This is a genomic window from Coprobacter fastidiosus (assembly GCF_982245605.1).
This window is the reverse complement of record NZ_CEVCIF010000046.1, coordinates 1-14274: the sequence shown is the minus strand read 5'-3', so window position 1 is coordinate 14274 and position 14274 is coordinate 1. Positions and strand designations below refer to the sequence as shown.

Below are 14274 nucleotides of genomic sequence, written 5' to 3'. Positions count from 1 at the left end.
AAAAGCATTATTTACATCAAATAAATAAAAATGCCGTTTTTTTTTCGTTCCTTTGCATGATAGTTAGTCTGTCTAAAACTTGAAGTGCATAAAAAAACAATAAATGAAGCGTTTATTTTTATTCTTCTTTTTTCTTATTGCAGTATCGCTCCATGCAGAAGATCTGAATTTGGGTCTATATATTAAATCAAACCAATATACCGGAGCACAACGAACCGGACTCATTCTGAATGACAGAAAGCCTTTCCAATTATCCTCTAAAGGGATTTCTTTATCTTTTGATCTTTATATTCGTAAAGAACCTATTCTTTTTGGTTTCATAAACCGGATTATCACCAATACCGGAGAGAATATTGATCTTCTAATCTCCCCCAATAATGGAGAACATGTATATGTTTCATTATTAGTCAATGAAAAAAGATATAACATCGCCACAATAGAACATAACAGATGGATACCTGTAAAAATTTCATTATTACCGGAGAATAAACAAATAGAACTTACTTTCGGTTCTCAAAAGAAAAGTTTTGAACACTCTTTTTCCAATGTACATAATTTTCAAGTTAGCTTCGGAGCTTGCAGAATTCCCAAATATAAATCTCCGGAAGCTGCACCTATAAATATAAAAAACATACGAGTATATGAAGGAAATAAACTAATTCGTTATTGGCAATTAGGAAAACACCAAGAAAGCTTTTGTTTAGATTCAATAAAACATATACCTGCTCATGCAGACAATCCTATTTGGCTTATCAATACTCATAGTAAATGGGAAAAAGTATTCAGTATCAAACAAAAAGACGAACCTCAATTCGATTTCGATCCGATTCACGGAATATTCTATTTTTTGTCTAATCAAGATTTACAGACCCTTTATACTTATAATGTAGTTACGAGAACAGAAAGAATTATAAAAGATATATCGGGATATCCTGCCGGAGACAAGAATGACGGATTATTCTATATTCCCGATACTCAAGAACTCATATCTTTCGATCTCAATAACAAAACATTATCCCGATATATGCCGGTAACTAACGAATGGGAAAACAAATCTGTCCCCGAAGTAGATATGCAATATTATGATCATACTCAAACTTATAATCCGACGGATACTTCTATAATTACCTTCGGAGGATATGGACATTATATATATAAAAACGATTTATTCAAAATAAAACCATATACCGGGAAATGGGAAAAAATTAAAATCGAAGACATCGATCCTCGTTTCTTTGCAACATCGGCCGTAGTCGATAATAATCTATACATATTTGGAGGAAGAGGGTGCAAATCAGGTCGCCAAGAAATGTCTCCGCACAATTATTATGATCTGTATAAAATCAATTTGCAAACTTTTAAAACAGAGAAATTATGGAATATAGAAATGCCCGACACCGTAAATATTTTCCCGGGAAGAAACATGATTTACAATTCGTCTGATAATAGTTTCTATGTTCTTATTATCAATCCTAAACCCTATCTTGTAAAAATAAGAATAGACAAACCCGGATTAGAACGAGTTTCAGATGATATCAATGTAGATTTAAAATCTGACGAACGAACCAGTTACACTCTGTATCAATTCCCTGAAAAACAAAAAATATACGCATTATTCTGTAAACAATATAAAGATTCGACATCACTATTCGATATTTATTCTATCCATTATCCAACATTATCTTATGTCGATACTTTACAAGAAAAATCCGAACCGAAAATATTTTACACCCTTCTCGGTATTGCAATTGTATTGGCAAGTATTGCTTTTATTTTCTTCAAAAGAAAAAATAATTCTTCGGAAACTAAAGCCCCGATTATCAAACCAGAAACCTCTTTACCTTCAGGTTCTACCGATCAAGAAGAAGTTAAACGCAAGCCTATCTTCGATTCAACCCATTCTTGTATTCGTCTATTGGGAAAATTCCAAGTTAAAGATAAAGAAGGTAATGATATATCAGGCAGTTTCACACCTATTCTAAAATCTCTATTGCTATTAATTTTATTGCATAGCCAAAAAGATGAACGAGGTATTACCAATAAAAAAATAGACGAGACTTTATGGGGGGACAAAAGCGAAAAATCTGCACAAAACAACCGAAACGTCTCACTAAGTAAATTAAGGTCATTATTAGAAAAGATCGGAAATGTCCGTATCGTGCAAGATAATAATTTCTGGAAAATAGAAAGCGATAATCCTGCATGCTGTGATTATCAAATGGCTCTTCAATACATTCAAGAAGCTACTAACAGTCAGCACAAAGAAGAATCTTTTTTCTATGACTTACTCGAATTACTATTTTACGGGCCACTACTTCCTAATACCCAATTTGACTGGTTAGATAATTTTAAAAGCGATTATTCTTGTGCAACTATCGATTTATTAAATGAACTCTTAAAAAAAGAAGAGTTCTTGCACAATGATAAATTCCGGTTACAAATTGCAGAGACCATATTTTCTCACGATATACTAAACGAAGAAGCGTTACAAGTCAAATGTACTCTATTATATAACAGCGGGAAAAAAGGAATAGCAAAAAACACATACGATAATTTCTGCAAAGAATATCATACATTATTAGGAGTAGAATATAATATTCCTTTCTCACAAATTATTCATGCAAACGAATAATAACCGTATATTAAAACAGGTTTGAAAATTCAAACCTGTTTTAATATACGGTTACGTGCATTATCTGCTTTTTCCGGACGGGATTTTCCAATCCTTTTTCCACTGTTCTTAGCTGGTCGAGTACCATTCCTTTTCGGTCTTTTAGTTCCCTTGTTTTTTTCTTCCATTATCTTACCCATAAATATACTTATCCCAAATATTTTGCAAATGTATCAAATTATCATTAGAAAAATAAGATTCCAGAGAACTCTATTACAAAATAAATGAGAAATATACCCTATAAAAACAAACTCCATAGTCTGCCGAAATTTTACATGAACATTTTTTGAAAATTACTTCCAAGAATATTTTTTCGTTTCGATAAATTCAAATAGCAGAAGACTATGCAACTTACAAAAATGGCCGGATAATATTCTCTTATCAGAAAACCTATATAGTCCATTAAATTTCGCTATCTTTGAAGCATAAAATAAGGTTGATGGATACTTTAGAAAGAACAAAAATTCTTAAACTGATACAGCAAGAAGTCATTCCGGCAATCGGATGCACCGAACCCATTTCCGTTGCTCTATGCACAGCCAAAGCCACGGAAATTTTAGGGACAATACCAGAAAAAATAACCGTATATTTAAGTGCTAATATATTAAAAAATGCTATGGGTGTCGGTATACCAGGTACTGGAATGATCGGACTACCTATCGCCATAGCGTTAGGTGCTTTGATCGGAAAATCTGAATATCAATTGGAGGTTCTAAAAGAATGTACACATGAAGCTGTAAAAAGAGGGAAAAAAATGATCGATCAAAAATCGATCAGCATTTCTCTAAAAGAAAATATTCAAGAAAAACTTTATATCGAAGTCTGTTGTCAGACATCTCAGAATCATTCTACCGCAATAATTGCAGGGGAACATACTCATTTTATTTACATATCCAAAAATAATGATGTATTATTAGACAAGAAACTTGATGAAAACAACAATCATGAAGAACAAATCCTTGAACTGAATCTACAAAAAGTTTATGACTTTGCTACAACCTCTCCAATAAACGAGATACGATTTATTCTCGAAAGTGCCCGTACCAACAAATACGCTGCAGAACAATCTTTTAAATACGACTTCGGCCATAGTCTCGGAAAAACTTTACGCGGGAAATTTGAACACAAAATTATGGGTGACAGCATATTTTCTCATATACTATCTTACACTTCTGCTGCATGTGATGCCCGCATGGCGGGAGCTATGATCCCAATAATGAGTAATTCAGGTAGTGGTAACCAAGGTATAGCGGCAACATTACCTATTGTCATTTATGCTGAAGAAAATGGAAAAACAGAGGAAGAATTGATTCGGGCTTTGATATTAAGTCACCTTACCGTAATCTACATAAAACAAAGTCTCGGAAGATTATCTGCTTTATGCGGTTGTGTTGTTGCAGCTACCGGATCGAGTTGCGGAATAACTTATCTTATGGGAGGTAAATACCCTCAAATCACAGCAGCAGTAAAAAATATGATCGCAAATCTTACAGGAATGATTTGCGACGGAGCTAAACCGAGTTGTGCATTAAAATTAACCAGCGGCGTATCAACAGCAGTATTATCAGCAATATTGGCAATGGAACAAAAATGTGTAACATCCGTAGAAGGCATTATTGAAAATGATGTGGATCAATGCATTCGAAATCTTACTCTTATCGGTTCTCAAGGGATGAATGAAACCGATAAAATAGTTCTCGATATCATGACCCACAAGCATTAACTATAACATTAAGGAAATGGACAATTCTATATTTCCGGAATCGGATTCTTCAAAAAATTTCCGAATCATATTCTAACGGTCTCCTCCAAAAGTCCGCATAATCATTAACATCAAACTACTGTATCTAAAAAATTCGGATTCTTCAATCAGAAAAAATTCTTTCTACACTATTTAACCATAACATTATCAGAATATTTATTAACCGATACATCGTCCTTAATCAACGATCGACCATTTACACGAATATTTTCAAAAAGAATATTCTTTGCCTTATGCATCTCATCAAAACCGACAACCTCCACATTCGGAGTTTTACCAAAAGCCGTTATATTACGAAAAGTAACGCCATCGATTCTACCCGGTTCAGGATCTGTCGTCCACACATCTTTTCCAATCCAAACAGACATCAACCTATTGCACTCTTCAATGCGAATATCCTCAAAACGTACGTTCGTCACCAATGCCTTATCTGTATGGTACACACGCAAAGCCCACTCCCTTCCGATATCATGAATTATATCGCAATCGGTAAACAAAACATCATCTATCGGCTGTGTAATTTCAGCCCCGATACTCAGAGAATGAGCCATTTGATTCCATAACACACATTTCTCAACTCTTATATGTTTCATATCTTTCATGCCTCTCGGTGTTTTCAAAACAATCAAATCATCCAAAGTACGGATAAAGCAATTTTTAATTAAGACATTTTCACTGCTACAAATATCTATACCATCTGAATTTGCCCGCCGCCCCAATAACTTAATATTATCTATCACTACATTTTTAGAACAATCGACCGGAACTGTCCACAATGGCGCATCTCTGAGAATAACCCCTTCAAGACGTATATTTTCACCGCGTACTCCGATCATATGACGGGAATGCACAGTACATGCACTCGCATCTAAAATACCACGTCCCCGAAAAGTTATATTATTTCCCTTCAGCCAAAAAGCCTTCGAATACCCTTTTAATCCAAACTTTGAAACATGGAAAGGCTCATCCGCCCCTATCGTCAAACGGACAACCGCACCTCCGGCAACATATACCGTCTTATTATCTCCTACCTCAACATGAGTAATTTCATGAATTCCCGGTCCATAAAAAATAACATTCGGATCGTTCGGGTCTGGGATATTCTGTTCAGGTCCGTTTACAAACAAATGTAAAGATCGAATCCACTCTCCATTTACCTCTATCGTCAGATTCTGCGGTGAAGACACCGTAAAAGAAAGTTTATTCCCTTTAATATCCGGTTTTATGCCATAAGAAGAGGGCAATACTTTCACTGAATCTATCTGTTCCGGAACTGTAACTGTTATTTTAGCCTTCCCTTCGTTCAAATCAAAATAAGCAAAAGACGCAATATCATAATATCCCTCTCCGCATTGACGCTTATCCATTGCATCCCATCTTTTCCGTTTATCCAAAGGTGCGACTTTAGCGATATAAACCGGGACATCTCGCCCGGCAACAGAAACAGCATATTCTGTACTGATTTTTTCTCCTCTCGGCATCGGATAAATGGTAACATTATTCTTCTTTGCACTCCCGAAAAACGGAATCCATACAAGTAACATTATCAGGTAAACCTTACCCCAATTTTTTGTTTTCATAGACATCGTGTGTTTTATTGTGAGAAATGTTCGATCAAAATATTATAATAATTTTATTTTCTGGTAAAGTTACACTTTTAACTTTATGCTATTTTAAATGCTGTGTTTCTCATTTACCGGAAATTCTATTTACATGACACCTTTTAATATTTCCAAAGATAATAATTTTTCGAGAAAGGATATGTTCTTTAGTAATTATCTGAATAAAAATTTAGAATCCGTTTAACATTTTATTAGGATTTTCCCGTACAACCATCTACCTCATTTTACAAAAAACCGTTCAAAAATAATATATCAATATTACCCTGAACGGTCACAAAAATTTTACATGTCAGAAAATTTCTTTATTTAGTCGCCTCTTCTGCACGCCTGAATTCTTTTTTAAGGGTCTCGATGGTTTCTCGTACACTCACAATCTTCTGCGACAGAAATGCGTTTGCCCCAGCAAAAGCATATCCTTTTTGCATATTCCCCTTTGCTGCATTATAAAGCGCTTTTATTATACAATAAGGACTTTTGGTATAGTCACATGTTTTGATACAATGAAACGCACAACGTCGAGGTTTTTCACTTCCTGATTTTATTTTCCGAATGAACTCTCCCGATATAGCACGCCCCGGCATTCCTACCGGACTGGCAATAATTTCAATATCACTTTGTCCGGCATCGATATATACTTGTTTGAAAATCGGAGAAGCATCGCACTCTTCTGTCGTCACGAATTTACTTCCCAACTGAACTCCGGTAGCACCCAACTGCATAAGACGATAAATATCCTCTCCCGTGTAAAGCCCTCCGGCTGCAATAACCGGAATTTTACAGTGTCCAGATTTTTCATAGACTTTTATCACCTCGATAACTTCCGGGACAATATGTTCCAATGAAAAATGCTCATTTTCAATTTGATCGTTCTTGTATCCCAAATGACCTCCGGCTTTAGGTCCTTCTACAACAATTGCATCCGGAAGATAATCATAATTATTTTTCCATTTCTCACAAATCAGTTTCGCAGCTCGTGACGAAGAAACGATAGGTACTAATTTTGTTTTACTTTCTTTTTCCAAATAAGAAGGTAAATCCAACGGTAAACCAGCACCGGAAAATATGATGTCAGCCTTTTCGGAAATAGAAGTCTTCACCATATCCGAAAAATTACTTAATGCCACCATAATATTGACACCTATTACTCCATTAGTCTTTTCCTTAGCCTTACGAAGCTCTTCTCTCAACCCGAAAATACTGTTTTTCAGATAATCAGTCGACAACTTAGGATATAACAAACCGAGTCCGGCACAAGAGATTACGCCTACTCCGCCTTCATTAGCTACTGCTGAGGCTAAACCGGATAAGGAAATCCCAACTCCCATACCCCCTTGAATTACAGGTAAATCTATCTTTAGATTTCCCATATAAAAAGATTTCATAATAAATACTTTCTTTTGATAATACTGTGTCTAAAACAAGAAAAGTTTATGTAGCCTGCGTTTGCCAGAAAAGCTCAACATATAGAGTATAACGAGAACTCACTCAGAAAATGAAGATTAAAATAAACTTATTTCATTGATGCATCAAAGAACGGCATTTATTTTGAAAGAAGAAGCATATTTTTATTATAAATAGTCGGTAAAGACAACTATTTATACTACCTCCTTATTCTTTAACATAAAATATCACAAAGGACATTGAATATATCATTTCATTATATACACTTTATTAACCCTAAATTCGTTTATATCCCATCCAAGTCGCTTTACGCCACAAATACTCAAACGGACCTTGTTTATGCTTACTCAACCACCAACGACTAAACAATAATTGAAATATAAAAATAGCGGCACCTATCAATAATGTTGCAACAGCTCCAGTACTTCTATACAAACATAATCCATAACCATAATAAATCGCTACCCCAATAATAGACTGCGTAATATAATTTGTCAGGCTCATTCGGCCATAGGGTATTATAAAATTTTGCCATTTATAGCCCGATTCTTTCTTAAACCATAACAATGTAAATGCCGATATAAGAATTGCCATAAAAACGAAATTTGACAAAGACTGAATTATAATAGTATAAGGAATCTTCCCTGAAGAATTCTCTATATAATCCGGAACAAAAATTCTTAGACAATATAATGGAATAAACATAACAATTCCCGACTTCAAAATCCGATGCCATACACGACAAGAAACATCGCTTTTCTCGAAATATCGTCTGCGCCCCAACAGCATCCCGAGCATGAATAATCCTGCAGTTTGGAACAATCGACCGGCTTCTACCTGCCAGATATTACTGTACAGTTGTCCTGTCCAGATATTCGAACAAAGGACTTCCCAAAAAGTTCCCTGACTTGTAACTTGTCCCGATAAGATAGCATAAGGAACATATCTATTCGTAATTGCATAATCAGGATTAAATGCGGCATACAACAAACGTCCCCACTCATAAGGTTGTAAAAGAAGAAATACCGCAATAACTAAAACATTCTTATCGCTCAATTTACACACAGGTATCAATACAAGACCGACTACTGCATAAAGCAAAAGAATATCGCCATTATAAAACAATGCATGAAATTGTGAAAACAAGAATAAAAGGAACATTCTCCATGCAAAACGCCCCCGAAAATCAATTCCTTTTTTCCGGGCGTTACTAAACTGAATATAGAAACTAAAACCGAATAATAACGAAAATGTAGCATATGCCTTCCCCGCAAACAAGAAAAAAATCATATCCCAGAAAAACTTATCTATAGATTGCAACCATTCGGGATAAAAATCTGGAATAAAATATAAATTATAATGTTCCAGATTATGTAACAATACAATTGCCAACAATGCAAATCCCCGCAGAGAATCTACTACTTTCAATCGCTCAGAGGGTTTAAGAATAGGAGTGTTCATGGTTACTTTTAACGGTTGAGAATATTTGAACGGTAATCTGAATAATTTTTACTCTTTAACCATATTCATTATTTTATAATTAGGCAAGGCATAATCTTTAAAGCACATTTCATATACCAATTTGAGCCAGATTACAACACAAGGTAATGCTTTTAACGCATAAGGCGTTATATAATGTTTGCGTAAATAAGCCGGAAAAAGATCTGAAGGAGACATACTGGTCAGAATAAATGCAAAAACCATCAAGACAACATCTGTTCGACTTCTCTTCCAAGGCGCTGCTACATACCAAATAGCTACCCCCATAAACGCTATAATATAAGTACTAGACTCGCTACCCGTGCTAAAAAGAACAACAAACATCAGAACTGATGCCAATAAAGTCAATCGAAAAGCCGGATTTATATACTGTTTTATCCGCAAATAAGGTAATCCGAACAATACCAAACCTGCACATATCGGATATAAATCGGAATATGTCGCTATACCGGATATTTTTCGAATCATTCCCAATAACGATATATTTTGCATCAAAGCGAACTGATTATCTTGATTTTTAGCTGATAATCTGACAAACCATTCTACATATTGATTCAATACATAATCAGTGCCCCATACCCACATCGGCAATATCAAAAGAAAAACGGACCAACCGATAAAAGATATGATAAACTTGAATTTATGACGGGAGAAAAAGAAAAACGCCAACCCGACAACTCCGTACAACTTTATGAATAATCCGATAACGATAAGCAAAGTCGCCCAAATATCTTTTTCTTTCTCTATCAACGTGAACGATAATATAATAATAGCGGCAATACCGATATTAAACTGAGACATGAACAATGCCGTCAACAGTTCATGAGCACAAAACCAATATATAAATATCAATTTTTTCTTTTCAAGCGGTAAAGTACGAGTCGCAACGTATAACGAAAACGACAAAAACAACAGCCAACTGAGTAAGCCTAACCATACCGGTGTAAATGCGAACGGAGCGACAAATAATGTAAAAAAAGGACCATAATGATTGTGGTCGAAATACTCAGCAGGATATTCTGCATACAAAGACAAACGTGAAAGAGCGTGCCAAAATGTTTGCCGGAAAATCATAAAATTATTGTATGAATGATGAAAATATTTCATCACCCATGCTATCACCGCCAACAGCATCCACAATCCGAAAACTGTCCGGTAATCACTAAAAAAAGGCTTACGAATAAATATACTGAACTTTCTGATCAGATTTTGCATAATAAATTCGGGAATTTAGGATACAGAATTCGCTACAAATATAAATATATATACACATATTTCTGAATGATACGTTAAAAAAAAGAGAAATAAAAATCTTTCAGGATGCTACAAGTGTTCTACCCCTATAAACTTAGAACTCAACAAATATGTTAGAACATTTATCGAAAGCTCGTTTTATAAAAGAAATAGCTGATTTTACTCACGGCTCAGAATGGATATACAGAGGTATAAATCCTGCCGTCATTGTTTTCCACGACTCGGTTCATCTATACGAAAAAGGTATTCGGGACGTTTACGATCCTTTAAAAAAACTATTTCCTCAAGTTAATTTCTATCAAGTATTGATCAACCGAGACCCTCAAATAGCACAAATATACGATATTCAAACATCTCCGACAACCATGTTCATCCCCCTAACCGGGAAACCGCTCTTTATCCCGGGATTCTTGACTCCGGAAGAAGCTAAAGAAAAAACAGAGTTTTTAATTGAAGGTAGAACAAAACAAATAATAAAAAATGACTGCATCTGACAAACTCGATACTACCGAACGAAGGGAACTCAACAATTCAGAGTTCGGCCTTCCGCAACAACGAGCTTTCCCTATGCCCGATGCTGCTCACGTAAGAGCAGCTGAAGCTTATTTTAGATATGCTCCCGACACGGAAAAAGCGGAACTTGCACGAAATATTTTACTTAAAGCCGAACAATTCGGAGTAACAATTAATAGCCCGATAATTTTAGAATGGGCAAAAAAATAAAAGTTTTGTCAAAAAGAAACCAAGGGATTTACCAAACAAAATATTCCGGAAATTATCGTTAGTTTCCAGGACATATACTTTTTTCTATAATTTTCTTTTCTCATCTAGCTTCAATTATCAGATTGAAGGTTTAATAAATTTATCAAAAAATCAGAATAACGATACGACCTATTTTTAAATCAGCTTCCCACCATCCCATACGTGCCAAAGACAGTAACTTTCTATATCAGTTATTCTCTCTTTCTGATATGTGTATTCACAAAATTAACTTTTTACAATTGCTTATTTTTGCGGATGTAGAATGTAAATATTAATTACCAAAAAGCACAAGCTTTCATGATAAAAACAAATCTAACCCAAACTCTATTTACAGACTTTTCTAAACAGAAAAAACATTCCCTATTACCATATCCACTTAAAATATTTCAGTAAATTTGCTTTAGAAAAGACGATTTGAATCTCATTCAAAAATTTCAACAGGCTCTTATACCAATTTTTAATTATAAAGAATTATGAAACCTCTTTTTATACAATATCCTAAATGCGGGACATGCAAAAAAGCTGCTCAATGGTTGAAAAGCAACCATATAGATGTAATAATTCGTGACATTGTTTCTGACAATCCAACACAACAAGAACTATCGGTATGGATTGAGAAAAGCGGGAAGCCGATACAAAAATTCTTCAATACAAACGGATTACGCTATAAAGAACTGAATCTTAAAGACAAAATTAAAAATACGCAGCAAGAAGAACTGTTACGAATACTTGCTTCCGAAGGAATGTTGGTCAAACGTCCGGTTCTAATATCCGAGAATACAGTCCTTATAGGTTTTAACGAAGAGGAATGGTCTAAAACTCTTTTAAAATCTGAAAAGCCATAATCATCCATAATTCATCATTCAAACAAAGATAATCCTCAAAAAAGTTAACATTTCCCATTTTGTAACTTTATTGTAACATCTTTTTCATTCCTTTGCGTCCGTTAAAAGTACAAAAAGGAACTTATATGGAAACATTCTACTTAGGAATCGTTATTTTTCTTTTTATATTAGCTATATTCGACTTAGTAGTCGGAGTAAGTAACGATGCCGTCAACTTTCTAAATTCGGCAATCGGGGCAAAAGCCGCACCATTCAAAGCAATCATGTGTATTGCTGCGATCGGGATTTTTATCGGAGCCTCTCTCTCCAATGGAATGATGGATATAGCACGTCACGGAATTTACCAACCGGAACATTTCTATTTTACCGAGATTATGTGCATTCTCATTGCCGTCATGCTTACAGATGTCGTACTTCTCGACATGTTCAATTCTTTGGGAATGCCGACATCCACTACAGTCTCTTTGGTATTTGAACTTTTAGGCGGAACATTTGCATTATCTATCATAAAAATCGCCGGTGACCATTCCTTAGAATTCGGACAATTACTGAATACAGACAAAGCTTTATCCGTGATTCTGGCTATTTTCGTCTCCGTAGCTATTGCTTTCTTTTTCGGTACTGTGGTACAATATATCGCCCGCCTCATATTTACATTCAATTATAAAAAACAGATGAAATATTTCGCTGCAATCTTCGGTGGAATAGCAATAACGACAATCATCTATTTCGTACTGATCAGCGGGCTAAAAGAATCATCGTTTATGACCCCAGAAAACAAACTATGGATAAAAGAAAATACAGGATCTCTGATTCTTTATTGTTTTATCGGCTCTACCATATTGATGCAAATATTTCAATGGATACATATTAATGTATTTAAAGTCATTGTTCTGGTAGGAACATTTGCATTAGCTTTAGCATTTGCCGGAAACGATTTGGTAAACTTTATCGGAGTTCCTCTTGCCGGCTATTCATCATTTATCGATCTCAGCTCTCAACCAGGGGCTGATCCCGATACATATCTAATGACTTCTCTTATGGGATCGGCACACACTCCATGGTACTTTCTTGTATCTGCCGGACTTGTAATGGTTATAGCATTATTTACTTCAAAAAAAGCTCATAATGTAGTAAAAACTTCAGTAGATCTCTCACGTCAGGAAGAAGGAGAAGAAGCTTTCGGAACTTCACCCGTTGCTCGAGTTATTGTTCGGTTATCAAGTTCTGTCAACTCCAGCTTGTCCAATATCGTTCCGGACAAAATAAAACGATGGATAGATGCACGATTCAATACAGATGATGCGATTTTAGCAGAAGGGGCAGCATTCGACTTAATAAGGGCCTCTGTAAATTTAGTATTGGCCGGGTTCTTGATTGCAATGGGAACAGCTCTTAAATTGCCACTCTCCACTACCTATGTAGCATTTATGGTAGCTATGGGTAGTTCTCTCGCAGACAGAGCCTGGAGCCGCGAAAGTGCAGTATATCGTATTACCGGAGTATTATCTGTAATAGGCGGTTGGTTTATTACTGCCGGAGCAGCATTTTTTATCTGCTTCTTTGTTACTACTATTATACATTTTGGAGGAACAATCGCTATCATAGCTTTTATCGGGTTGGCTATATTCAGTCTTATTCGTAGCCAATTAGTCTATAAAAAAGCTCTTACAAAACAGAAAGGAGATCCGACCGTACAAAAATTGATGAGCAGTCACGATACACAAGAAGCCCTATCCTTACTCCGAAAACATACCAGAGATGAACTTGGAGCTATACTGGAAGTTGCCTCACAAACTTTTGACAAAACAGTCAACTCGTTTATGTCCGAAAGTTACCGAGGATTACGCAAGGCAATGAATCTTATCGACGATGAAAAAGACCATATCAAAAAAGTAAAACGTATAGGTACGTTAGGAGTTGCTCATCTCGATAATAATACCGCTATTGAGAAAGGATTGTATTATTATCAAGGAAATGATTTTATCAGTGAAGTCATATATAGCATAGGACGTATATGCGAACCTTGTCTAGAACATACAGACAATAACTTCAACCCTTTGCAGGAAGCTCAAAAAGAAGAATTCAAACACATTTCAGAAGGTATTACCGATTTTCTGGAACAAGCACGGAATATTATTCTTCAAAATGATTACACAAATTTTGAAGAGGCCATATCTACTGCAAATCATCTGATCAACAGTCTTGCCCAATTAAAACGTGCCGAGCTGAAACGGATACAAGGACAAACCGGAAGTCTGAAGGTGAGCATGGTATATCTTACAATGATACAAGAAGCTCAAAATGTCGTAGCTTACACCAGCAATTTACTGAAAGTCAGCCGAAAATTTCAAGTAGAAGAATAATTCTTAAACGATTTATAAAAAGAGTCCGGACATTAAATGACATGAACCCCAAAAGTTGGACAAAAAACTTTCGGGGTTTTGTTATGTCTAA

The 14274-nt window shown here is 35.3% G+C and carries 10 protein-coding genes; 6 read left to right on the top strand and 4 right to left on the bottom strand.

Annotated elements, in window-relative coordinates:
• Positions 1 to 103: 103 nt before the first annotated feature.
• A complete protein-coding gene (locus tag AC0UMU_RS11200; RefSeq protein ID WP_288641424.1) occupies positions 104 to 2632 on the top strand; it encodes a Kelch repeat-containing protein in 2529 nt (842 codons plus the stop codon).
• Between the two features lie 478 nt (positions 2633 to 3110).
• Positions 3111 to 4394 (top strand): L-cysteine desulfidase family protein, encoded by a 1284-nt coding sequence (locus AC0UMU_RS11195; RefSeq protein ID WP_122337906.1) that lies wholly within the window; start codon positions 3111 to 3113, stop codon positions 4392 to 4394.
• A 167-nt stretch (positions 4395 to 4561) separates the two neighbouring features.
• Here the strand turns inward: AC0UMU_RS11195 and AC0UMU_RS11190 are convergent, their stop codons facing one another.
• The 4 genes from AC0UMU_RS11190 to AC0UMU_RS11175 all read right to left on the bottom strand — a co-directional run bounded on the left by AC0UMU_RS11190 (position 4562) and on the right by AC0UMU_RS11175 (position 10171).
• Positions 4562 to 6013, bottom strand: coding sequence for a glycosyl hydrolase family 28 protein (locus AC0UMU_RS11190; RefSeq protein WP_022390551.1), 1452 nt, complete (start codon positions 6011 to 6013; stop codon positions 4562 to 4564).
• Positions 6014 to 6357: 344 nt separating this feature from the next.
• On the bottom strand, positions 6358 to 7437 hold the full coding sequence (locus AC0UMU_RS11185; protein ID WP_009318884.1) for an NAD(P)H-dependent flavin oxidoreductase: 1080 nt from the start codon (positions 7435 to 7437) through the stop codon (positions 6358 to 6360).
• A gap of 295 nt (positions 7438 to 7732) precedes the next feature.
• Entirely contained in the window at positions 7733 to 8917 is a 1185-nt protein-coding gene (locus AC0UMU_RS11180; protein WP_022390549.1) for a DUF418 domain-containing protein, read from the bottom strand.
• Positions 8918 to 8965: 48 nt separating this feature from the next.
• Complete coding sequence (locus AC0UMU_RS11175) at positions 8966 to 10171, bottom strand: glycosyltransferase family 87 protein (protein WP_288641418.1); 1206 nt, start codon at positions 10169 to 10171, stop codon at positions 8966 to 8968.
• Between the two features lie 149 nt (positions 10172 to 10320).
• On the opposite strand from AC0UMU_RS11175, the gene AC0UMU_RS11170 reads away from it, so the two are divergent.
• From AC0UMU_RS11170 to AC0UMU_RS11155, 4 genes are all read left to right on the top strand, one after another.
• Positions 10321 to 10704 carry a thioredoxin domain-containing protein gene (locus AC0UMU_RS11170; RefSeq protein WP_288641415.1) on the top strand — a complete coding sequence of 128 codons (384 nt, stop codon included), beginning with the start codon at positions 10321 to 10323 and terminating at the stop codon, positions 10702 to 10704.
• On the top strand, positions 10691 to 10933 hold the full coding sequence (locus AC0UMU_RS11165) for a DUF6582 domain-containing protein (RefSeq protein WP_022390545.1): 243 nt from the start codon (positions 10691 to 10693) through the stop codon (positions 10931 to 10933). Before AC0UMU_RS11170 ends, AC0UMU_RS11165 begins: the two co-directional genes overlap by 14 nt.
• A 512-nt stretch (positions 10934 to 11445) precedes the next feature.
• On the top strand, positions 11446 to 11817 hold the full coding sequence (locus tag AC0UMU_RS11160) for an arsenate reductase family protein (RefSeq protein ID WP_278714524.1): 372 nt from the start codon (positions 11446 to 11448) through the stop codon (positions 11815 to 11817).
• A gap of 125 nt (positions 11818 to 11942) precedes the next feature.
• Positions 11943 to 14183: an inorganic phosphate transporter gene (locus AC0UMU_RS11155; RefSeq protein WP_278714525.1), complete on the top strand. Its 2241-nt coding sequence runs from the start codon at positions 11943 to 11945 to the stop codon at positions 14181 to 14183.
• Positions 14184 to 14274 lie beyond the last annotated feature (91 nt).